Source organism: Paracoccus haeundaensis (assembly GCF_006239215.1).
Taxonomy (GTDB): domain Bacteria; phylum Pseudomonadota; class Alphaproteobacteria; order Rhodobacterales; family Rhodobacteraceae; genus Paracoccus; species Paracoccus marcusii.
Map to the genome: position 1 here is coordinate 24,226 of NZ_VDDC01000008.1, position 21,112 is coordinate 45,337.

General features: G+C 70.0%; 17 protein-coding genes. 8 read left to right on the top strand and 9 right to left on the bottom strand.

Features of this window, described 5'->3' with window-relative positions:
• The first annotated feature begins 23 nt into the window (after window positions 1–23).
• Together FHD67_RS04150 and FHD67_RS04155 are read left to right on the top strand one after the other, a co-directional pair.
• On the top strand, window positions 24–2,360 hold the full coding sequence (locus FHD67_RS04150) for a YbcC family protein (protein ID WP_139598028.1): 2,337 nt from the start codon (window positions 24–26) through the stop codon (window positions 2,358–2,360).
• 481 nt (window positions 2,361–2,841) lie between these two features.
• Complete coding sequence (locus tag FHD67_RS04155) at window positions 2,842–3,480, top strand: hypothetical protein (protein ID WP_139597921.1); 639 nt, start codon at window positions 2,842–2,844, stop codon at window positions 3,478–3,480.
• A 29-nt stretch (window positions 3,481–3,509) separates the two neighbouring features.
• On the opposite strand, the gene FHD67_RS04160 is transcribed toward FHD67_RS04155, so the two are convergent.
• From FHD67_RS04160 to FHD67_RS04170, 3 genes are all read right to left on the bottom strand, one after another.
• The gene (locus tag FHD67_RS04160; RefSeq protein ID WP_046001552.1) at window positions 3,510–4,151 is read right to left on the bottom strand and encodes a response regulator; all 642 of its coding nucleotides are present in this window, start codon (window positions 4,149–4,151) and stop codon (window positions 3,510–3,512) included.
• Window positions 4,148–5,515 carry a sensor histidine kinase gene (locus FHD67_RS04165; protein WP_139597922.1) on the bottom strand — a complete coding sequence of 456 codons (1,368 nt, stop codon included), beginning with the start codon at window positions 5,513–5,515 and terminating at the stop codon, window positions 4,148–4,150. Before FHD67_RS04165 ends, FHD67_RS04160 begins: the two co-directional genes overlap by 4 nt.
• Before the next feature lie 119 nt (window positions 5,516–5,634).
• Window positions 5,635–7,494: a heavy metal translocating P-type ATPase gene (locus FHD67_RS04170; RefSeq protein WP_246071230.1), complete on the bottom strand. Its 1,860-nt coding sequence runs from the start codon at window positions 7,492–7,494 to the stop codon at window positions 5,635–5,637.
• Window positions 7,495–7,659: 165 nt separating this feature from the next.
• On the opposite strand from FHD67_RS04170, the gene FHD67_RS04175 reads away from it, so the two are divergent.
• Both FHD67_RS04175 and FHD67_RS04180 read left to right on the top strand, forming a co-directional pair.
• Complete coding sequence (locus FHD67_RS04175) at window positions 7,660–7,917, top strand: PepSY domain-containing protein (protein WP_218062269.1); 258 nt, start codon at window positions 7,660–7,662, stop codon at window positions 7,915–7,917.
• Window positions 7,907–8,449, top strand: a complete 543-nt coding sequence (locus FHD67_RS04180; RefSeq protein ID WP_046001550.1) for a cytochrome b/b6 domain-containing protein — start codon at window positions 7,907–7,909, stop codon at window positions 8,447–8,449. The genes FHD67_RS04175 and FHD67_RS04180 overlap by 11 nt, the downstream gene beginning before the upstream one ends.
• A gap of 680 nt (window positions 8,450–9,129) precedes the next feature.
• Here the strand turns inward: FHD67_RS04180 and FHD67_RS04185 are convergent.
• The 3 genes from FHD67_RS04185 to FHD67_RS04195 all read right to left on the bottom strand — a co-directional run bounded on the left by FHD67_RS04185 (window position 9,130) and on the right by FHD67_RS04195 (window position 12,494).
• Window positions 9,130–9,849: a transporter substrate-binding domain-containing protein gene (locus tag FHD67_RS04185; protein ID WP_046001549.1), complete on the bottom strand. Its 720-nt coding sequence runs from the start codon at window positions 9,847–9,849 to the stop codon at window positions 9,130–9,132.
• Entirely contained in the window at window positions 9,839–10,942 is a 1,104-nt protein-coding gene (locus tag FHD67_RS04190; protein WP_046001548.1) for an isocitrate/isopropylmalate dehydrogenase family protein, read from the bottom strand. Before FHD67_RS04190 ends, FHD67_RS04185 begins: the two co-directional genes overlap by 11 nt.
• A gap of 499 nt (window positions 10,943–11,441) precedes the next feature.
• The gene (locus FHD67_RS04195; protein WP_139597924.1) at window positions 11,442–12,494 is read right to left on the bottom strand and encodes an Ldh family oxidoreductase; all 1,053 of its coding nucleotides are present in this window, start codon (window positions 12,492–12,494) and stop codon (window positions 11,442–11,444) included.
• Between the two features lie 112 nt (window positions 12,495–12,606).
• On the opposite strand from FHD67_RS04195, the gene FHD67_RS20680 reads away from it, so the two are divergent.
• A complete protein-coding gene (locus FHD67_RS20680; RefSeq protein ID WP_052715346.1) occupies window positions 12,607–13,527 on the top strand; it encodes a GntR family transcriptional regulator in 921 nt (306 codons plus the stop codon).
• Here the strand turns inward: FHD67_RS20680 and FHD67_RS04205 are convergent.
• Window positions 13,524–14,594, bottom strand: a complete 1,071-nt coding sequence (locus FHD67_RS04205) for an AbrB family transcriptional regulator (RefSeq protein WP_246071222.1) — start codon at window positions 14,592–14,594, stop codon at window positions 13,524–13,526. The genes FHD67_RS20680 and FHD67_RS04205 overlap by 4 nt on opposite strands.
• A 70-nt stretch (window positions 14,595–14,664) precedes the next feature.
• On the opposite strand from FHD67_RS04205, the gene FHD67_RS04210 reads away from it, so the two are divergent.
• Genes FHD67_RS04210 through tcuB form a run of 3 tightly spaced genes read left to right on the top strand, consistent with a single transcriptional unit; the run spans window position 14,665 to window position 17,805 of the window.
• A complete protein-coding gene (locus FHD67_RS04210) occupies window positions 14,665–15,330 on the top strand; it encodes a GntR family transcriptional regulator (protein WP_045982523.1) in 666 nt (221 codons plus the stop codon).
• Window positions 15,327–16,721 carry an FAD-dependent tricarballylate dehydrogenase TcuA gene (tcuA, locus tag FHD67_RS04215; RefSeq protein ID WP_139597925.1) on the top strand — a complete coding sequence of 465 codons (1,395 nt, stop codon included), beginning with the start codon at window positions 15,327–15,329 and terminating at the stop codon, window positions 16,719–16,721. The genes FHD67_RS04210 and tcuA overlap by 4 nt, the downstream gene beginning before the upstream one ends.
• Window positions 16,711–17,805 (top strand): tricarballylate utilization 4Fe-4S protein TcuB, encoded by a 1,095-nt coding sequence (gene tcuB, locus FHD67_RS04220; RefSeq protein ID WP_139597926.1) that lies wholly within the window; start codon window positions 16,711–16,713, stop codon window positions 17,803–17,805. The genes tcuA and tcuB overlap by 11 nt, the downstream gene beginning before the upstream one ends.
• Window positions 17,806–17,873: 68 nt before the next feature.
• Here tcuB and FHD67_RS04225 read toward each other — a convergent pair whose 3' ends face one another.
• Window positions 17,874–18,968: a 4-oxalomesaconate tautomerase gene (locus tag FHD67_RS04225; protein WP_139597927.1), complete on the bottom strand. Its 1,095-nt coding sequence runs from the start codon at window positions 18,966–18,968 to the stop codon at window positions 17,874–17,876.
• 61 nt (window positions 18,969–19,029) lie between these two features.
• Window positions 19,030–21,030, bottom strand: a complete 2,001-nt coding sequence (locus FHD67_RS04230; RefSeq protein WP_046001543.1) for a tripartite tricarboxylate transporter permease — start codon at window positions 21,028–21,030, stop codon at window positions 19,030–19,032.
• Window positions 21,031–21,112 lie beyond the last annotated feature (82 nt).

Consider the following 21,112-nt stretch of genomic DNA (forward strand, 5'->3'; position numbering starts at 1 on the left):
TGTTCCTTGACCGTTCCAACCTGATGACCGATCACGCCGCCGGCCTGCTGGGCGCCGCGACGGCCGCCGCGGCCGCGATCCCGCCGGCCTTTCCCCTGGCGGCGACCGTGGCCGTCAGCCCGTTCCTGGGCCAGACCGACGACGACCTGCCCCAGGCCGCCGCCCGGCTGACCCGCGTCGCGGGCCTGTCGCCGATCCGTCCGCGCGAAGACTTCTGCGCCCTGGTCGCCGCCGGTCGCATCAGCGACGACGACCTGGCGGCGGCGTTGATCGCCTGCGCCTCGCCGCTGAAGCCGGTGGATCTGGCCACGCTAAAGCTGCGCCTGAACGCCCCGGCCCCCGCGCCCAGGGCGCTGCCGACGCTGGCCGATCTGGCCGCACGCCGCCACGGCATCGACTGGCCCCAGATCATCGCCCGCAGCATCGGGCTGTGGGCCGCGGGCCGGTTCGATCAGGGGCAGGCGCTGTGGACGCCCGCCCCCGGCCTGGGCGCTTTTGCGGCGTGGCGGGAATGGGCGGTCAACGACCTGACCCCCGAAATTGCCGGATTGCGGGGGTTCTGCGCGCATGTCGCCGCCGCGCCCGACACGCCCGACCGGGCCATCCTGCGCGCCGCGGCCAGCCTGGGCCTGACGCCCGATGCCGCCCCGACGGCGTTTCACCGGCTGCTGGTCGATCTGGGGGGCTGGGCGCAGCATGCGCGCTGGCTGTCCTGGCAGGCCGAACAGGCGGGCGGCACCGACACCACGCTGACCGACCTGCTGGCGATCCGCCTGATCTGGGAGGAGGCGCTGTTGGCCCATGCCCCCGATCTGGCCGAGGGCTGGGCAGGCATCGTCCGGGACCATGCCCGGCCCCTGGAACCGTCGCCCGACCAGGTGGTCGACGCGATCCTGCAGGAGGCATCCGAACGCGCCTATCAGCGCGGGCTGATCGCGCAACTGTCCGCACCGCGCCCGGCCGCCGCACGTCCCGCCCTGCAGGCGGTGTTCTGCATCGACGTGCGGTCCGAGGTGTTCCGGCGCGCGCTGGAACGGGTCGCCCCCGATGCGGAAACCTTGGGCTTTGCCGGGTTCTTCGGCCTGCCGCTGGCCTATCGGCCGCGGGGCAGCGACCTGGCCGAGGCGCATCTGCCCGTGCTGCTGGCCCCGTCGCTGTCGGCCCGCGACCGCACCACCGACGACGCCGAGGCGCATGCCCGCATCGTGGCCCGCACCGCCCGGGCCTGGGGCCGGTTCCGGCAGGCGGCCGTGTCCTCCTTTGCCTTCGTCGAGGCGGCCGGCCCGCTATACGGGATGAAGCTGCTGCAGGGCGCGCTTGGCCGGGCCAAGACACCCACCGCCACCGCGGCACCGCACCTGTCCGCGCCGATGGACCCCGCCGAAAAGGGGGCAATGGTGGCCGGCGTGCTACGCGCGATGGGGTTGGTGGGGGGGCAGGCGCGGGTCGTCCTGCTGGTCGGGCATGGTGCGTCGGTGACGAACAATCCCCATGAAAGCGCCTATCACTGCGGCGCCTGCGGCGGGCGCAGTGGAGAGGTCTCGGCCCGTGTGCTGGCGGGTCTGCTGAACGATCCCGACACCCGTGCCGCCCTGCCCGCCCACGGCATCGCGCTGCCCGACGACACGCTGTTCGTGGCCGCCCTGCACGACACCACGACCGACCGCGTGACGCTTTTTGCCGACGACGCCCCGGCCGGCCACGCGCCCGACCTGGCCCGCACGACGGACTGGCTGGCCGCCGCAGGCGCCCTGACCCGGGCCGAGCGGGCGCAGCGCCTGCCCGGCGCGACGCCCGCGACCATCGCCGCCCGCGCGACCAATTGGGCCGAAACACGCCCCGAATGGGGGCTTGCCGGCTGCGCGGCCTTCATCGCCGCACCGCGCGCCACCACGCGCGGCCTGGACCTTGGCGGGCGCGTCTTCCTGCACAGCTATGACCGAGCGCTGGACCCTGACTTCAAGGTGCTGGAGCTGGTCCTGACGGCCCCGGTCGTCGTGGCCAGCTGGATCAGCCTGCAATATTACGGATCGACCGTGGCGGCCCCGCTGTTCGGCGGCGGCAACAAGCTGATCCACAACGTGACCGGCGGCATCGGCGTCGTCGAGGGCAATGGCGGGCGGCTGCGCGCGGGTCTGCCATGGCAGGCGGTCCATGACGGCACCCGCCCCGTGCACGATCCCCTGCGGCTGACGGTGATGCTGGACGCGCCGACATCGGCCATCGATGCGGTCCTGGCCCGCCATCCACAGGTCGCCGCGCTGTTTGACAACGGCTGGCTGCATCTTCTGACGCTGGAGGCCGGGCGCATCGACGCGCGCTATCACCCCCGGAACGGTTGGCGCAGGGAGGGCGCATGACGGTCCCCTCGGCCGCGAACCAGGGCGGCGCATAACGCTGTTCCTCCCGGCCGCAGCGATGATCACCGCGGTCAGCGTGCCGCACCAGCGATGGCGGACGTTCCATGGACGACGTGCCGACGCCTGGTATTGCGGCGGCCCGTCCTGCCCTTTTGCCATCAGCTTCGGTGCGGATTGCCGGTGGCGGGAATGATCGGCGCGCGAATGACCCTTTCGGGCGTCAGTTCAAAAAAACTTATCGACGCATCATCGGGTCGAATGCGGGCTTTGGCTCCGGATCGGCCGACAGCTCGCGCCGCTACACGCGGGCGGACGGCGGCAGCGGGGGACAAGGGTCGGGCATTCCGACGGACCTTTGCGTTTCCCCGTACCGGACCTTGGTACGATCCGCAGGGGTGGGGGATATGGTTTCATGCAGGGGTGTTCAACGGCCGCAGGACGGCCCCCGTTGCGGAGAGATACGATGTTCCCCAAGATTCACATGACGAACCGCCCCCTTTGGATGCGGCTGGCGGTGCTGCTGCTGGCGGGCGCGGCGATTGCCGCCCCCGTATCGGTCCGGCTGGACCCGGATGCGGGCCTGCGGCTGACATCCGCGATGGCCTTCGCCAAGGACGGCGACCGGGGCGGTGACGACAGTGGCGGGCGTGGGGGCGATGATCGCGGCGGTGACGACCACGGTGGTCGCGGTGGCGACGATCGCGGTGGTGACGATCACGGTGGTCGCGGCGGCGACGACCATGGCGGGCGCGGCGGCGACGATCGCGGGGGTGACGACCACGGCGGGCGCGGCGGCGATGATCGTGGGGGTGATGACCACGGCGGCCGGGGGCGGGGTCGCGATGACGGGCATTCGGACGATCACGGCGGGCATGGCCGTGGCCGCGACGACCGTCCGTCGGGCACGGCGGGGGGCGGCACGGTCGGCGGGGGTGCCGCGGGGTCGCGCCCGACCGAGATCGAACGATCTGCCCGCGGGATCGAGGTCTCCTATGCCGACGGCTGGCGCGAGGAGCTGGAGAACGGGCGATACGAGCTGAAGGACGCCCAGGGCCGCACCGTCGTCGAACGGCGCGCCACGACCGAGGACATGCAGCGTCTGTCCGCGTTCAGCCGCTGATCCCGGCCACCCCACCGAGTGGCGCAACGCTAGCCGTTGCGCCACTCTTTTTGCGCCAGAAGCGCGGCCTCGGTCCGGTTGCGCAGGTGCAGCTTCTGCAGGATCTGCGTCATGTGGTGCTTGACCGTGCGTTCCTGCACGTCGGTGCGCCGCGCGATCTCCTTGTTGGACAGGCCTTCGGACACCAGCCGCAGGACCTCCTCCTCTCGCGGGGTCAGCAGGTCCAGGCCATCGCGGGACGAGGGCACGGGGCTGCGCATCCGCGCCAGCATCCGCGCCGCCAGCGACGGGGCGACGTGGCTTTCGCCCTGCATCACCCGTTCCAGCGTGGCGACCAGTTCGGCCCCGCCGATGCCCTTCAGCAGATAGCCCCGCGCGCCCCCCTCCAGGGCGGCAAAGACCGCGTCGCCGTCCTCTGACACGGTCAGCAGGACCATCACCGGCGCGGGCTGCAGCAGGGCGATGCGTTCCAGCGCCCAAAGCCCGCCCTGCGGCATCGACAGGTCCAGCAGCACCAGGTCCGGCGCATGGCTGCGCGCCGCCTCGACCGCCTCGGCGCCCGAGGCGGCGGTGGCCACCACGGCAAAGCGGCCGCTTTCCTGCAGCGTGCGCGCGACGCCTTCGCGGAACAGCGGATGATCGTCCGCCACCACAACCCGATGCCCGCTCATGTCTCGACCTCCATCCACAATTCCGTGCGCCCGCAGCGCCGCTCCAGTCCAAAGCGGCCGCCAAGCGATTCGACCCTGTCGCGCAATCCCTGCAGGCCCAGCCCCGGCGCGTGATCCGCGGTAGGACCCGCACCCGCATCCGCGACCGTCAGGCGCAGCATCCCCGCCCCGCCCTGCAGGCGCACCGCGACATCCGCGCCGCCGGCATGGCGGGCGGCGTTGTTCAGCCCCTCCTGAACAAAGCGATAAAGGCAGATGCGCATGCCCGGCGTCAGGGGCGGCGCGCCGTCCGTCTCAAGCTCAACCGCGACCGGGGCCGGAACGCGGGCCTGATGCGCCTCGACCGCCAGGCGCACGATCGCCGCGGCGGGCAGATGCGCCAGTTCCGGCAGGACCAGGCCCTTGGAGATCTGGCGGATCTCGGCCATCGCACGGTCCAGCGCCTGCTGGATCGCGGCCATCTCCTCCGGCGCCGGGGTGGGGGTGCGCGCAAGCGCGTCCAGCCGCAACCGGGCATAGGCCAGGTCCTGGGCCGGCCCGTCATGCAGATCGGCGCCGATCCGGCGCAGGCCGCCCTCGGTCGTGGCGGCGGCGCGCCCGGCGGCCTCTTGGACCTGCAGGCGCAGCAGGTCGTTGCGCTCGGACAGGCGGCGCATGTCGGCCAGCCGGCGGTCCAGGTCGCGGCGCTGGCGGTCGATGGTCCGGCTGCCCTGGCGCACGATGGCGTAGAGCACCAGCCCCAGGGACAGCCCGCCCCCGCCCACGCCCGCAAGCGCCGTCAGACGCGCGGCCTGCAGGTCCGCCTTGAGCGCGGGATCGGCGACGTAAAGTTCGGCGACCGCGATGATCTCTCCGGTCCAGTCGGCGCGGATGGGGCTGTAGATCTCCAGCAGCGGCATCCCAAGCGCGTGTTCGGCGCGGTCCTCCTCCTCGGCGTCATCCTCGAAGATGGCGGCGATGCGTCCGGCCCAGGCCTGGGACAGCTCCTCGGACAGGGGGAACGTGCGGCCGATCAGGTCGGGGTCGGATGCCGCGATGATCAGCCCGCCCTGCGTCCAGACCTTGTAGGACAGGATGCGGCCGCCCATCTCGGTCGCCGGCAGAACTTCGGACAGGGCGCGGCGCATGGCGGGGGACGGGGCGGTTCCGGCGACGTGATCCTCGACCAGCGGGTGCAGGAAACTGTCCATGTAAAGCGCCGCCGCCGTCGCCGTATTGCGGACCACCACCTGCCGGATCCGGTCCGTCAGAAGCCACGCGGCCAGCGCCATGAACACCGCCAGGACCAGCCCGCCCACGACGGCAAAGCGCGTGGCCAGGCTGGCCTTGGTCCAGAATGCAGGGGTCGCGTCGCGAATGGTCATGCCGGACCATCGCCGGTTTGCCGCGCCGTGACTACTGGACGCAGGTACAGGTCGGATGACGGGGCGGCATCGGATCGTCGGGCATGGCAGGACGGCAACACCCGTGGTCCGCAACCCCGTCAGGCCGCCTCCGACGACGGGTCGCCCTGTTCCGGCATGATCCGCAGGGCGCGCAGGGCGTTCAGGATCACGGCCACGTCGATCACCTCCTGCAGGATCGCGCCCTGCACCGGGGACAGATGGCCCAGGGCAGCGGCGATCATGCCCAGACTCGACAGCCCGATCCCCGCCACGACGCTTTGCAGCGCGATGCGGCGCGCGCGCTGCGCGATCTCGATGCCGGGCAGCAGCGGGTCCAGCCGATCGACCAGCAGCACGACATCCGCCGCCTCCGCCGAGGCGGCGGCCCCGCGTGCGCCCATCGCAACCCCGATATCGGCGGCGGCCAGCGCGGGCGCGTCGTTCACCCCGTCGCCCACCATCATCACCGGGCCCGATCCGCGTGCGGACAGCACCAGCCGGACCTTGTCGTCCGGGCTTAGCCCGGCCTGCACATCGTCCAGCCCAAGCCCGCGCGTGACCGCCATCGCGACCGCGCGTCGGTCGCCCGTGGCCAGTAGGATGCGCCCGATCCCGCGGCGGCGCAGCCCGGCCAGCAACGCGGGCATGCCCGGCCGCAACGCGTCCGCCAGGACCAGGTGCCCCGCCAGGACGCCATCGACGCCCAGGGACACGACCACCGCGCCTTCGTCGCGCAGGGGCGCGTCCGTGGGCGCAAGGCCCAGCTGCGCCAAGACGAAATCGGTGCCGCCCACGACGACCGCATGACCGTCCACGATGCCCGCCACGCCTTCGCCCGGGGTTTCCACCACTGCCGCAGGCACCGGCAACGGCGTCCCCGCCGCTGCCGCGACGATGGCCTGCGCGATCGGATGGCCCGAGGCCTGGTTCAGCGCCGCGGCAAGACGGATCATCTGGTCGGGGGACAGGCTGCCCGTCGGCTGCACAGACACGATCCGGGGGCGACCCTGGGTCAGGGTGCCGGTCTTGTCCAGGATCAGCGTGCGGATGCCGGCCAGCGCCTCCAGCGGCTTTGCGCCCTTGATCAGCACGCCGAAATGCGCCGCCCGCGACATCCCCGCGACCAGGGCCACCGGCACGGCCATGATCAGTGGACAGGGCGTTGCCACGACCAGGACCGCCACCGCCCGGATCGGATCGCCCGTGACCCACCACGCGGCGGTCGCCAGCGTCACCGTGACCGCCAGGAACAGCATCGCGTACCGGTCGGCCAGACGCGCCATCGGCGCCTTGGACGCCTGCGCGGTCTCCATCAGGCGGACGATGCCGGCATAGGTGCTGTCGGCAGCCCGACGGGTGGCGCGCAGGTCGAACGCGTCGCCCAGATTAGTCGACCCGCTCATCACCTCCTGGTCCTGCGTCCGGCGCAGGGGCATGGATTCGCCGGTCAGCGCCGACTGGTCCAGCAACGCGCCCGGACCCGCCACCGTCCCGTCCACTGGGGCGACCGCGCCCTGCCGGATCAGCAGCAGGTCGCCGGGCCCGATCCGGTCCAGCGCGACCTCGACCAGGCCATCGCCCCGATGCAGGGTGGCCGTGCGGGGGACGCGGGACAGCAGGTCGGTCATCTCGCGCCGGGCGCGGCCTGCGGCAAAACCCTCAAGGAACGTGCCGCCCGAATACATCAGCGCGACCACCGCAGCCGCCAGCGTCTCTCCGAAGATCAGTGCGGCCGACATGGACAGCGCAGCCACGATGTCCAATCCGACCTCTCGGCGCGCCAGGCTGAGCAGGATCTGGGCCAGCAGGGCCGCCAGTACGGGGATCACGCCGGCGCCGAAGGCAAGCGCCGCCGCATCGGGCCAACCCGCCGCCATCAGGCCCAGCCCGGACAGCAGGCCCAGCACCGCAACCGCCAGCAGGGCGACGTCGGCGCGGTCCGCAAGCATCGCCTTCATCATCGACACGCCCCGTTGATCGCGCCCCTACCCCGGATGCTACGCCCGAACGCGGCCCCGTCAAAGCGTTCGCGCAGGCACCGCCTGCCCGCCGGGGTTGTAAGGTTGCTGCAAGGTCCGCCGTTCATTGCGGTGCGCATCGAAACACCGATGACGGAGAGATCCATGCGTACCCCCCTTATTGCCCTGATGCTGGCCGGACTGGCCTTTCCCGCCCTGGCCGCCGATCGCTGCGACGTGGTCCAGGCCGACTGGCGCCCGGTCGAGGAGCTGACCGCCGCGCTGACCGCGAAAGGCTGGACCGTCAGCAACGTCAAGACCGAGGACGGCTGCTATGAGGTCTATGGCCACGACCAGGACGGCAAGCGCGTCGAGACGTTCTTCGACCCCGCCACCTTCGAGGCGGTGGGCGATGACGACTGACAGGGTGCGCGTGTGGGATGGCTTCGTGCGGCTGTTTCACTGGTCGCTGGTCGCGTTGATCGCGGGGGTCTGGCTGACCGCCGAGGGGCCCAAGGTCGTGCACGAGCGCATGGGCTATGTCATCGCGGCGCTGATCGCGGCGCGCGTGGTCTGGGGGCTGATCGGCCCCCGCCATGCCCGCTTCACGGATTTCGTCCGCGGGCCGCGCCCGGTGCTGGCCCATCTGCGCGACCTGCGGGCGGGCCGCGAACGCCGCTATCTGGGCCACAACCCGGCGGGCGGCGCGATGATCGTGGCGCTGCTGCTGACGGTGGCGGGCACCGCGCTGACAGGCTGGCTGCAGACGACCGACGCGTTCTGGGGATCGTCCACGATGGAGGAGGTCCACGAGGTTCTGGCCACGCTGATCCTGGTGCTGGCGTCGCTGCATGTCGCGGGCGTCCTGGTCGAGAGCCTGCGCCACCACGAGAACCTGGTCCTGTCGATGCTGACCGGCACAAAACGCCCCCTTTCCGACAGGGACCGCGGCTGAGGCGTGGCGCGCCCCGGCCGCGGCCACCGTGCCCCGCAGCATCGTCGCGCGATCCACACCGATTTGATTGTGGCCGGCTTTGTACCGGCCAACCACCCGGTCGGCCGGGGGGCCTCGTGCAAATGGCCCCTGTCGCTGCATCCTTGGAGCACAGTCGAGATGTGAATTTCGTGCAGCATTCTCGCTGCGTGCCGACAAAAGGCAAAGCAAAGCTGCACTCCGGCGCTGACCGGTGAGATGCGGCGTCCGAGGCGATGACATCCTTGCTGATCCTCGCACCCGACACAGGGCATCGAACCATTGCCGCACGCTATTGCCCGTTACCCCTGCCCTGCGCGTGATCCGCGGCGATGATGACGTCGCGATCCCGAATGCAGGCTATCTCCACTGCGGTTCGCGTCGCCCGGATGACCTCGCATCGCGATTGATCGCGGCCATCGTGCGCCACCGATGCCCGTCAGAGGACGGCAGCACGTAGCCCGTTGCAAATGGCAAAGGTGGCCCTCCGGGCCAATCCCAATTCCGCTGCGGCCAAGCACAGACGGCATTCCGCCGGGAACCGAGATGCGGCCGATTCAAAAACCATCGCGTGCATGGCGTTCGCAACCGGCGCCAAGGCGATGCTCCCGCCCTATAGAGCAAAACGTCACGTTGGAGACGAGACCACCACACCCGTGCGGTCAGGGCAGGACCGCACCCTGGGTGGCATTCCGCGTCATCATGTCGGCGATCAGGCCCGACTGCCGGGCATCCGCAAGGAACGCGTTCAGTGCGGCGACCACGGACGCATCGCGGCCGGCCGGCACGCCCAGGGCCTGGGGGATCACCATGAACCGTTCGGGCAGCAGGCGCAGGCCGGGGTGACGGCGCTGGTCGAATTCAAGCTGCTGGCGGATGCCGGCGGCGACCTCGAACCCTTCGCGCAGGGCGAAATCGACGACTTCCTGCGAGGTCGTGACGCGTTCCAGACTTGCCTGCGCGATTGTACGGGAGAGGTGCAGGTCATAGGCGCTGCCCCGCCCGACCGCGATGCGGATGCCGGGACGGTCGACCTGATCCAGCGCGGTGACGGGCGATCCGTCGCGCACCAGATACCACCCCTCGATCAGCACCCAGGGGTCGGTGAAGGCCACGGTCGCGGCACGCGCCGGATCGACCGCGAAGAACCCCAGATCGGCGCGCCCCTCCGACACCATCGCGACCGAGGCGGCGGCATTCGGCACGGTCGCCAGATCCAGCGGCAGCCCGCGCCGCGCGGCCAGGGCGCGGGCCAGATCGACCGAGATGCCCGCGGGCTGCCCGTCCGCCGTGGGGCGGGTCAGGATCGCGTTCCCGGTGTTGATCACCACGCGCAGCGTGCCGGTGGGTGCCAGGGCGGCGTTGAGGTCGTCATCGGTCATGGGTGGCTCCGGGGTTGCGGATGGTGTCGACGATGCGCGCGGCAAAGGCGGCGGTGCCAAGCGGCCCGCCCAGGTCGCCGGTCCGCCAGGCAGGCACGGCGATGACGCGGGCCACGGCATCCTCGATCAGGTCGGCCGCGGCCCCCAGGGCGGAGTCGCCGCGCCGATCGCCCAGCCAGCGCAGAAGCATCGCGGTCGAATTGATCAGCGATGCCGGGTTCGCGCGGTCCTGGCCCGCGATCGACGGCGCCGATCCGTGCTGGGCCTGCGCCATGGCATGGGACTCTCCGGCGTTCAGCGATGCGGCAAGGCCGATGCTGCCCGCGATCTCGGTCGCCTGGTCAGAGAGGATGTCGCCGAACATGTTGGTGGTCACGATGGTGTCGAAGGCCGACGCGTCGCGCACCAGCAGGGCCGCCATGGCGTCGACCAGCACCTCCTCGACCGCGACATCGGGATAGGACTGTGCCACGGCGCGCGTGCAGGACAGGAACAGGCCGTCGCTGATGCGCAGGACGTTGGCCTTGTGGACGACGGTCAGCCGGCCGCCCCGCTGGCGCGCGATCCGGAACCCCGCCTCGGCGATGCGGGTCGAACCCTGGCGCGTCACCTTGCGCATGGCGATGGCCACGTCCTCGGTCGGCATGAACTCTCCGGTGCCGGCGAACATCGTGCGGTCGGCGTAAAAGCCCTCGGTGTTCTCGCGCACGATCACCAGGTCGACGGGTACGCCGCAGCGGGCCGGAAAATCGGGGTGGGACCGGGCCGGGCGGATGTTGGCGAACAGGTCCAGGTGCTTGCGCAGATGCCCCGACGGATTGACGCCGCCCTGTGCCTCGGGGGGATAGTCGTTGTGCGACACCGGCCCCAGGATCACCCCGTCCGCCGCGCGGGCCCGGTCCAGCAGGCCCGTGGGAAAGGTCGTGCCCTGCGCCGCAAGCGGCCGCAGCCCGACCTGGGCGCGGTCCAGGCGGAACCGCAGGCCGGTCCGGTCCTGCACCGCGTCCAGGACGTCCAGCGTCGCCGCGGTGATTTCGGGGCTGATGCCGTCGCCGTCCAGGACCAGAAGCGTGACAGGGTCGGATGGGGTCATGAAGGATCTCCGTTCTAGGAAGGGTCAATGCGGCGGGCGTTGTCCGGCAAGGTGCCAAGCCAGCATCTGTTGCCGGCGCGGCACGTGCTCAGACAGTCGCCGCGGTCGCTCACCAGCGGCAAGTCGTGCCAGCAGGCAGGGATCGCGCTAGGCCGTCCGCACCGCAGATCGCGGATGCAGGTGATGGTCGCGCTGCGGACTGGTTTGTACCGGTGCTCAATCCACCACCGGACAAATTGCGGATGAAGACCGCCAGCTGGCCTGGCAGATAGCGGCATAAACAGGGGGCGGAGAGCCGAGCCAAGGCATCGGTTCGCCCGCGCCAAGGGGGATTACCCATCCCATCTGCTGCCCGGCAAGGTCAACCTTGTGCGCGCGGGGGCGGCGGGAATGGCCATCGTGGCCAGCAGCGCAGTCGCCAGGTTCCGTCGTCTGGTTGATCTCATGTCGTGGTTCCTTCGTCGGGAAATGCCCGCTGCGGCCCCGAGGCGGGCGCCTGTCACGGCTTCAGTGTGACACCCGCGCGCGCCGCCTCCTGCGCCAGCAGGCGCAGGTCCTCGCCGTCAAGGCGGATGCCGTCGCGCCTGCGGATCTGGGTCGCGCGCGCCTCGATCTCTCCGGGCATCATGATCCGGTCCACGCCGGCGGCGCGGGGCTGGTCCCTGGCGCGGCGGATCAGCTCCTCGATCCGCGCCTCGTACTGGCCGGTTTCCAGGAACAGGTCCGGGCGGAAGGCCAGGAAGACGTGGCCCACATTCTGGGGGGCGTCGAAATCGCTGTACTGATTGCCCACCGCCCCCCCGAAGGCTGCGCCTGACATCACCCCCGCCATGATCTCCATCATCAGGGACAGCCCCGACCCCTTGGCGCCGGCCAGCGGCAGCACGACGCCCTCGTATCCCTTCTGCGCATCCGTGGTGGGGTTTCCGTCGGCATCCAGCGCCCAGCCAAGCGGGATCGGTTCGTTGCGGGCGGCGGCGCGGCGCACCTTGCCGCGGGCCACGACCGACAGCGCCATGTCCAGGACGATCGGACGATCACCCGCCGGCGCGGCAAAGGCGAAGGGGCTGGTTCCCAGAAACGGCGCCCGCCCGCCCCAGATCGGCATCGCCCGGGACGCGTTGGTGAAGACGAAGGCCGCCATTCCCGCATCCGTCGCCTGCAGCAGATAGCTTGCCGCCATACCGAAATGCGTCGACCGCCGCACCGCGCACATGCCCATGCCATGGTCGCGCGCAATGCCGACCGCTTCGGCCATGGCACGGGTCGCGGCGACAAAGCCAAGCGCGTCATCCGCATCCAGCCGTGCCGCGACCGAGGCCGGGCGGTCCAGCACCATACAGGGCCTGGCCTTGACCAGCCCACGACGCAGCCGATCCAGATAGATCGGGACGCGCGACACGCCATGTGACGACACCCCGCGAAGATCTGCCAGCACCAGGCATTCGGCAACCCGCCGCGCGTCGGCCTGGGGCACGTCATGGGCCGCGAAGATCGCGGCGACCGCAGACGTCAGACCGGCTTCGGTGAAGACTTGGCTTTCCTGCAGCATGCGCGGTCCTTTCGCTGTCGCGCAATTTATCCATTTGCGGTCGTTAAAATGCAATAGTGAAGACGACGACCGCGTGTGTTAGATCGGGCGAACCCAAACAAAGGCCCCGCATTTGTCCCCCACGCCCCCGTCACGCAGCCGCATCGGCCCACATCTAGCCGCCGACATCGCGGCGCATATCACCGCCGAATCTCTGACCGAGGGCACGCATCTGCGCACTGCCGATCTGGCCCGAAGGTTCGCGGTGTCGCGCTGGCCGGTCGAGCAGGCCCTGAAGGAACTGGCAGAGAGCGGCCATGTCCGGCACGAACCGAACCGCGGCTTCTTCGTGCGCGGAAACGGGCCCGCGGCACCGGCCGCGCCGCCCGATCCGGTCCATGCGGCCTATCTGCGCCTGGCGGTCCTGTTGACGGAACAGGCCATCGGTCCGCAGGTTACCGAGCAGCAGATCCGCGACCGCTTTGCGCTGACACGGCGGCAGACCTCGGACCTGATGGGGCGGCTGATCCGCGAGGGGATCGCGGAGAAGCGCGCGGGCTATGGCTGGAACATCAACACCGAACTGACCGCGCCAGACGCGCTGGACCATACCACGCAGATGCGGCTGATCCTGGAACCCGCGGCGCTGCGCCTGCCCCGCTATCACCTGCCCCAAGGCGACATCGCCCGCCTGCGCCGGGTCGAGCACGACCTGCTGGACGGCACGATCGACCGCGCGCCGCCCGACGCCCTGTACCTGCGCGGTGCGCAGTTCCATGAGGCGGTCATGGCCGGGGCGGGCAATCCCTTCATGCTTCAGGCGCTGATGCGGGTAAATCGGGTCCGCCGGCTGCTGACCTATCGTGCGATGGACGACCGCGAACGCTATTACCGGCAGTCGCGGGAACATCTGGCGATCCTGGACCTGATCGAGGCGGGCGACCATGCCGGCGCCGCCCTGCAGATGGAGGCGCATCTGAACAAGGTGCGCCACAGCCTGTCGGCGCTTGGCTTCATCGTCACGCAGGACGTGGCGGGGACGACGCCCGGCTAGGGTCGGCGCCGGACCGGCCGCGGCACGCCCATATAGCGCGCCATCAGCGGCGCGCCGGTGATGACCACGACGATCCGCGTCAGATGGTGCAGCACGACAAAGCCCAGGTCGGCACCCACGACGATGGCCAGCACCGTCAGTTCGGCCTGCCCGCCGGGGGCAAAGGCCAGGAACCCCTCCAGCGGGCGGGCCAGGCCGGTTAGGACCACGAATTCGGTGAAGGCCGCGGCCAGCACCGCCAGCACCATCACGAAGGCCAGCCCCGACAGCACGAACATCCGCAGCTCGCGCAGCGTGACGCCGACATACTGCACGCCGATGCCGATGCCGATGAACAGCTGCGCCAGCATGATCGCCTCGGCCGGGGGGCGCTGCGTGATGATGCCGGCCATCGACAGGGCGGCGGTGGTGATCATCGGACCCAGGATCGAGGCGCCGAACAGCCCCAGGTACTCGCCGCCCTTCCAGCCGACGATCGCGGATACCGCCATCCAGCCCAGCTGCCCCGCGCCGAAATCGCGCAGCGGCGCGCCCATCGCCCCGGTCAGCGGCGCATCGTACAGCCAGACCAGGATCGCCGGCGCGATGGTGACCAGCACCGCGACGCGGGTGGCGTGGATCAGGGACAGCGCCCGGACGTCGGCCCCGGCCTCCTGCCCGAAGATGACCATGTCCTGCAGCCCGCCGGGCATGGCGGCGTAATAGGACGTGGCCGGGTCAAACCCCAGCCTGCGAAAGAACGGCACCCCGATCAGGCCGATCAGCAGCACATAGACCGGGACCAGCGCCACGCTGAGTGCCATCTGCGGGATCTGCGCGACGACCTGGGGGGTGATCGACGCGCCGACGGCGACCCCCAGGATGGTCCGCGCCCCGACCGAGACCGGTCCCATCCCGCGCAGCCGCGCGCCCGTCAGCGCCGCCGCCAGGCAGAACGACATCGGCCCGAACAGGAACGGCAGCGGCAGTCCCAGCAGGTGGAATGTCGCCGCGCCCGCCAGCGCCAGCATCAGGGTGCCGGCCCGCGGGACCAGCAACGACAACATGGAACGGTCGGGCTGCGTCATGGCATTCTCCTTGTTGACGCTTTATGTATCCAACTGTATGCAGCAGGATGCAACAAGGATCTGCAGGCCCATGACCGACGACACCGACGGCCCCCAGGGGCAATCCGCCTATCGCCGCCTGCTGGCCGACATCAAGTCGGGGCAGCTGCTGCCCGGCGCCCGACTGCGCGAGACCGAACTGGCCGAGCGTTTGGGCATCTCGCGCACGCCGGTGCGCGAGGCGATCCGGCAGCTGGAGGCCGACGGCCTGGTCACCCACCAGGCGCGCCAGGGGGCCACGATCCGCAACCTGGACTATGCCGAGGTGATCGAGCTGTACGAGATGCGGTCGGTCCTCGAGGGCACGGCCTCGCGCCTGGCCGCGCGGATGGCGCAGCGCGTCGAGGTGGTCGAGCTGACCGAGCTGAACGACGCCTTGGCCGCCAGCGAACCGGGCGCCGCCGCGCAGGAGCTGAACCGCCAGTTCCACCGCACCCTGCTGGACGCCGCGCGCAACCGGTTCCTGGTCAAGACCATGAGCGCGCTGCAAAAGACGCTGCTGATCCTGGGGCCCACGACGCTGGCCGATCCGACCCGCCCCGAGGCCGCGGCGGCCGAGCATGCCGCCGTGATCCGCGCAATCGCCGCCCATGACGGCGACGCGGCCGAGGCCGCGATGCGCGCCCATGTCGAGGCCGCCCTGAACGCGCGCATCCGCGCCATGCGCGGCCGTGAAATACCGATGGAGGACGAATGACCCGATACAGCGACCTTTACGACATCGCGGTGGTCGGCGGCGGCAATGCCGCGCTGTGCGCCGCGATCACCGCGGCCGAGGCCGGTGCCCGGGTCATCATCCTGGAGGGCGCGCCCCTGCCCTATCGTGGCGGCAATTCGCGGCACACGCGCAACTTCCGCTGCATGCATCGCGGCCCGATGTCGCCGCTGACCGGCGCCTATGAAGAGGACGAATACTTCAACGACCTGATGCTGGTCACCAAGGGCAAGACCGACGAACACCTGGCGCGCATGACCATCCGCACCTCCGAGGAGTGCCTGCCCTGGATGCAGGACCACGGGGTCCGCTTTCAGCCGTCCCTGTCGGGCACCCTGTCGCTGTCGCGCACCAACGCCTTCTTCCTGGGCGGGGGCAAGGCGCTGGTGAACGCCTATTACAACACCGCCGCCGACCTGGGCGTCACCATCGTCTATGAGGCGCAGGTCCGCCATGTCCACCGCGAGGGCCAGGCCATCAGCCATCTGGACGTCGAGATCGCCGAGGCCCCGCCGGTCACCATCCGCGCGCGGGCCTTCGTGCTGGCATCGGGCGGGTTCCAGGCGGATCTGGACTGGCTGGCGCGGGCCTGGGGGCCGTCGGCGCGCAACTTCCTGATCCGGGGCACGCCCTATAACCGCGGCGTCGTGCTGAAGGACATGCTGGACCAGGGCGCCGACAGCGTGGGCGACCCAACGCAGTGCCACGCCGTGGCCATCGACGGGCGCGCACCGAAATACGACGGCGGCATCGTCACGCGCCTGGACTGCGTGCCCTTCTCGATCGTGGTGAACCGCGACGGCCAGCGCTTTTATGACGAGGGCGAGGATACCTGGCCCAAGCGCTATGCGATCTGGGGCCGCCTGGTCGCGGCCCAGCCCGACCAGGTCGGCTATGCGCTGATCGATGCCAAGTCGATCAACCTGTTCATGCCGTCGGTCTTTCCCCCCATCGTGGCCGACACGATCCCCGAACTGGCCGCCAAGATGGGGCTGGACCCCGCCGCGGTGCAGACCACCGTTTCGGCCTTCAACGCCGCCTGCCGCCCCGGCACGTTCCACCCGACAGAGCTGGACGGGATGGCGACCGAGGGGCTGGACATCCAGAAGACGAACTGGGCCCGCCCGTTGGATACGCCGCCCTATTATGGCTATCAGCTGCGCCCCGGCGTGACCTTCACCTATCTGGGCCTGAAGGTGTCCGACAGCGCGCAGGTCCATACGCCCGACGGGCCGATCACCAACCTGTGGGCCGCCGGAGAGATCATGGCGGGCTCGATCCTGGGCCAGGGCTATCTAGCAGGCTTTGGAATGACCATCGGAACCGTCTTCGGACGCATCGCCGGCAAGGAGGCCGCCGCCCATGTCGCTTGATTTCGCCGCAACCACCCCGCTGACCGCCACCGAGGAGGCCCGCCGCCAGATCGAGATCTGCAACGCCTGCCGTTACTGCGAGGGGTTCTGTTCGGTCTTTCCCGCCATGACGCGCAGCAAGGCCTTTGCCGACGGCGACCTGACGCATCTGTCGAACCTGTGCCACAACTGCCGCGGCTGCCATTACGCCTGCCAGTACACCGCGCCCCATGAATTCGACCTGAACATCCCCGCCGCCCTGGCCGAGGTCCGCCAGGACAGCTGGGAACGCCTGGCGCGCCCGCAGGCGCTGGCCCGGATGTTCCATGAACGCGGCGTCGCCATGGCGGGCCTGCTGGTCGTCGCGCTGACGCTGTTCTTCGCGCTGATCGCGGCGACGCGCCCGACCGGGGGCGAGGGGTTCTATGCCTACATGGCGCACAATATGATGATCGCGATCTTCATCCCCGCCTTCGTCGCGCCCCTGGCGCTGATCGGGCTGTCGCTGCGCGACTATTGGCGCGAGGTCGGCGGCGGGCGGGTCCGGCTGCGCCACCTGGCCAAGGCGAGCGACATGGCCGGGCGGATGAAGAACCTGAACGGCGGCCATGGCGACGGCTGCAACTTCGAGGATGGCGACCGCTTCAGCCAGAAACGCCGCATCGCGCATCAGCTGATGATGTGGGGGTTCCTGGCCTGCTTTGCCGCAACATCGTCGGGCACGATCCTGCATTACGTCTTCGGCTGGTACGCCCCCTATCCGCTTTGGGCGCCGCCCAAGCTGCTGGGCGTGCCGGGCGGCATCGCGATGGTCGCGGGCGCGATCGGGCTGGCCGCGCTGAAGCTACGCGCCGATCCCGACCTGGGCGCGCGCCGGGTCTGGGGCGGAGAGATGGCCTTCATCGTGCTGCTGGGCGCGGTGGCGGCGACGGGGCTTGCGCTCTATGCGGCCACGGGCACGGGCGCGGTCGGCCCGTTGCTGGCGGTCCACCTGGCGACGGTCATGACGCTGTTCCTGCTGATGCCCTTCTCCAAGATGATCCACGGCTTCTTCCGCTTCACCGCGCTGGTGGCCGAGGCCGGGAAGCTGGAAAAGACCCGCTGATCCGTCATCCCCGCGCATGAAAAAGGCCCCGGCTGCGATGCCGGGGCCTTTGTCGTCTAGGGGCGGGCCTATGCCCCGGCCAAGGCGGCCGCGGGGACGAAGACCTCTCCGGTGACCAGCTTGCGCGCGGTGCGGATCGCGCCGGCGCTGACCACCTGCAGGTCGTGGCCCCGGCCGCTGGTGCGCAGGGCCACGTCGATCATGCCGCTTGGATGCTCGATCAGGATCTCGCGGTCCTCTCCCTCCGGGCGCTGCGCCAGCCCGTCCGAGACCGACCCCTCCAGGACCGACACCGTCGCCACGCACAGCGCGCCGGTCACCGCGAAGGCGGCATGCGCCTTGTGCGGCACGAAATAGCGCGCGGCGACATGGCCGCCGTCGCGCGGCGCGGCCAGGATCGCGACCTTGGGGATGACCTTTCCGGTCACGTCGCCCAGGCCCATGCGGCGCCCGGCCTCCAGCCGCATCGCCTCCAGCCGGGCAAAGAAGTCGCGGTCGGCGTCCAGTTCGGCGGGGGTCTCATAGCCGGTCTTGCCCAGGTCCGCCGCGCGCAGGATCATCATCGGCACCGCCACGTCGATCAGCGTGACGTCGATTCCGTCGATCTGTTCCAGCAGATGGCCCGAAGGCAGCAGCCCGCTGGTCTTGGACCCGACGATGTCCATGAAGTTCAGCCGCACCGCGGCGGCCGTGCCGGGCACCCCGGCGATGGCCTGATCGCCGTCGTAATCGACCGCACCGTCATCGGTGCTGACCACGGCCTCGATCCGGCTGGCGGTGTTCTCGTTATAGATGACGACGCGCGTCTCGCGGCCGGTCGCCGCGACCATGCCGCGTTCGATGGCAAAGGGACCGACGCCGGCCAGGATGTTGCCGCAGGACGGCCCGGTATCCACCACCGCCTCGGTCACCGAGACCTGGGCGAACAGATAGTCGACATCCACCCCCTCGCGCGCGGAGGGACGCACCATCGCAACCTTGGAGGTCAGCGTGTCCGCGCCCCCGATACCGTCGATCTGGCGCGCATCGGGCGATCCCATCGCCGCCAGCAGCACGCGGTCGCGCGCGGCGGTGTCGGCAGGCAGGTCGTCGGTGCGGAAATACGGCCCCTTCGAGGTGCCGCCGCGCATGATGATGACGGGAATGCCGTGCTGTTTGGCCATGTTGTTCCTCCGTTCGTTCAACAGGAATGGCCCGCGCCTTTCGGTGCGGGCCAAGCTTTCGTCAAGAGACCAGCGGCCAGGGCAGCCGGTCGTAGAAGTGGTTCTGAAGCAGCCCCTCGGGCAGGATCAGATTCAGCGCCGATGTCAGGATCAGCAGGATAATCGCCCCCATCAGCGTCAAGAGCAGGGTCTGCACCCAGCCAGACCTGGCGACGATGCGCAGGAACGCCACGAAGAACAGCACGACCGCCAGGAAATAGCCGACCAGCGCGATGGTGGCGACAAAGCCCACCAGCCAGCCGATGTATTTCAGCGGCGTCATCGGGCCCAGCTGGTCCGACACCTCCTTGGATTCCGCGTCGAAGACCGCCCCACTGGACCGGTTGCCGCGGATCTGCGGCCACAGGACCATGGCCGCCGTGGCCATGCCCACGACCGCGATGCTGACCGGGAAGATGCGGCCCAGCTGCGACAGGTTGATCGTCTCCATAAAGGTGAAGACGAACAGCGCCATGATGCCCAGGGTGAAGGCGATCTGCGGCCACATGGGCTGGGTCAGGGTCGCGGCGGACTTGCCCTCGACCTCGATCTTGCTGCCGCTCTTCTTCTGGGAATACATGCTGAAGCCGACGGACAGCAGGATGATCGCGCCGATGATCAGCACGATGGGACGCTGGAACGCGTTCCACCCCGAGAACTGCAGCGCCTGGTACAGATAGCGTTCGGCCTGCGTGGCCAGAACGAAGCCGATCAGGAAGGCCGGGCGCGGCCAGCCGAACCGGCGCAGCATCATGCCGACGACGCCCAGCACCACCAGCGCCACCAGATCATAGAGCGAGCGGTTGGGCTGGAACGCGGCAAAGGTGATGACCAGGATCATGAACGGCGCGACCAGGGGATAGCGCACGACCGTGACCTTGGCGATGGCGGGCGCCAGCAGGATGCACAGCGCCGTGCCCAGGACGTTGGCGATCGCCAGCGACCAGACGATCGTGTAGGTCACGTCCAGGTTGGTGCTGACCATCGACGGGCCGGGCTGCAGGCCGATCAGGATCATGCCGGCCAGGAAGATCGCCATGGACCCCGACCCGGGAATGCCGAACAGCAGGGTCGGCACCAGGCCGCCGCCATCCTTGGAGGCGGTGGTCGATTCCACCGCGATGACGCCGCGGATGTCGCCCTTGCCGAACTGGCTCTTGTCGCGCGAGGTCTGCACGACGTGGCCATAGGCGATCCAGTCGACGACCGATCCGCCCAGGCCCGGGATCATGCCCAGCATCGCGCCAAGCGCCGCCAGCCGCAGCGTCAGCCAGCGGTACATCCAGGTGTCCTTCAGCCCCTGCGACCAGCCGGCGCCGATGGCAGAGCCTTCCTGCGCGATCGAGCTGTTGCGGCGCAGAAGGTCACCGATCTCGGGGATGGCGAACAGCGCCAAGCCCACGATGACCAGCGGGACGCCGTTCATCAGATACAGCGAGCCGAACTCCATCCGGTATTCGCCGGTGGCGGGCGCCGCGCCGACCGCGCCAAGCGCAAGCCCCGCCGCGCAGGCGGCGACGCCCTTGGCCAGGCTGGAGCCGGACAGCGCGCCGACCATCGACAGGCCGAACATGGTCAGCATGAACAGTTCGGCCGCGCCGAAGGACAGGATCAGCGGGCGCGCGATCAGCACGCAGACCGTCAGGACCAGCGCCCCGAACAGACCGCCGATGAACGAGGCCGAGAATGCCGCGCTGAGCGCGCGGGCCGCCTGGCCCTTCTTGGCCAGCGGAAAGCCGTCCAGGATCGTCGCCTGCGAGGCCGACGACCCCGGGATCCCCATGAGGATCGAGGCGAAGGTGTCCGATGTGGACAGGACCGGCAGGATGCCGATCAGCATCGCCAGCGCCAGCGTCGGTTCCATGCCATAGACGAAGGGCAGCAGCAGCGACATCCCGACGATGCCGCCAAGGCCGGGCAGGACGCCCACGACCAGGCCGGTCAGGACGCCGATCATCAGGTACTGGATATGTTGGAACGTCAGCACAGTGCCGAGCGCAGAAAGTATCGCGTCAGTGACCATGGTAAGCCCTTGGACCTTCTGATGGGGTGATGGCGCCGTGCAGCACGCGCGTCGCATGACGCGGCGGCATGCCGCCGGGGGC

Excerpts from the sequence above, each read along its gene's own strand:
- FHD67_RS04150 (WP_139598028.1), top strand. The coding sequence starts at position 24 with ATGACCGATCACGCCGCCGGCCTGCTGGGCGCCGCGACGGCCGCCGCG.
- FHD67_RS04155 (WP_139597921.1), top strand. The coding sequence starts at position 2,842 with ATGACGAACCGCCCCCTTTGGATGCGGCTGGCGGTGCTGCTGCTGGCG.
- FHD67_RS04160 (WP_046001552.1), bottom strand. The coding sequence starts at position 4,151 with ATGAGCGGGCATCGGGTTGTGGTGGCGGACGATCATCCGCTGTTCCGC.
- FHD67_RS04165 (WP_139597922.1), bottom strand. The coding sequence starts at position 5,515 with ATGACCATTCGCGACGCGACCCCTGCATTCTGGACCAAGGCCAGCCTG.
- FHD67_RS04170 (WP_246071230.1), bottom strand. The coding sequence starts at position 7,494 with ATGAAGGCGATGCTTGCGGACCGCGCCGACGTCGCCCTGCTGGCGGTT.
- FHD67_RS04175 (WP_218062269.1), top strand. The coding sequence starts at position 7,660 with ATGCGTACCCCCCTTATTGCCCTGATGCTGGCCGGACTGGCCTTTCCC.
- FHD67_RS04180 (WP_046001550.1), top strand. The coding sequence starts at position 7,907 with ATGACGACTGACAGGGTGCGCGTGTGGGATGGCTTCGTGCGGCTGTTT.
- FHD67_RS04185 (WP_046001549.1), bottom strand. The coding sequence starts at position 9,849 with ATGACCGATGACGACCTCAACGCCGCCCTGGCACCCACCGGCACGCTG.
- FHD67_RS04190 (WP_046001548.1), bottom strand. The coding sequence starts at position 10,942 with ATGACCCCATCCGACCCTGTCACGCTTCTGGTCCTGGACGGCGACGGC.
- FHD67_RS04195 (WP_139597924.1), bottom strand. The coding sequence starts at position 12,494 with ATGCTGCAGGAAAGCCAAGTCTTCACCGAAGCCGGTCTGACGTCTGCG.
- FHD67_RS04205 (WP_246071222.1), bottom strand. The coding sequence starts at position 14,594 with ATGACGCAGCCCGACCGTTCCATGTTGTCGTTGCTGGTCCCGCGGGCC.
- FHD67_RS04210 (WP_045982523.1), top strand. The coding sequence starts at position 14,665 with ATGACCGACGACACCGACGGCCCCCAGGGGCAATCCGCCTATCGCCGC.
- tcuA (WP_139597925.1), top strand. The coding sequence starts at position 15,327 with ATGACCCGATACAGCGACCTTTACGACATCGCGGTGGTCGGCGGCGGC.
- tcuB (WP_139597926.1), top strand. The coding sequence starts at position 16,711 with ATGTCGCTTGATTTCGCCGCAACCACCCCGCTGACCGCCACCGAGGAG.
- FHD67_RS04225 (WP_139597927.1), bottom strand. The coding sequence starts at position 18,968 with ATGGCCAAACAGCACGGCATTCCCGTCATCATCATGCGCGGCGGCACC.
- FHD67_RS04230 (WP_046001543.1), bottom strand. The coding sequence starts at position 21,030 with ATGGTCACTGACGCGATACTTTCTGCGCTCGGCACTGTGCTGACGTTC.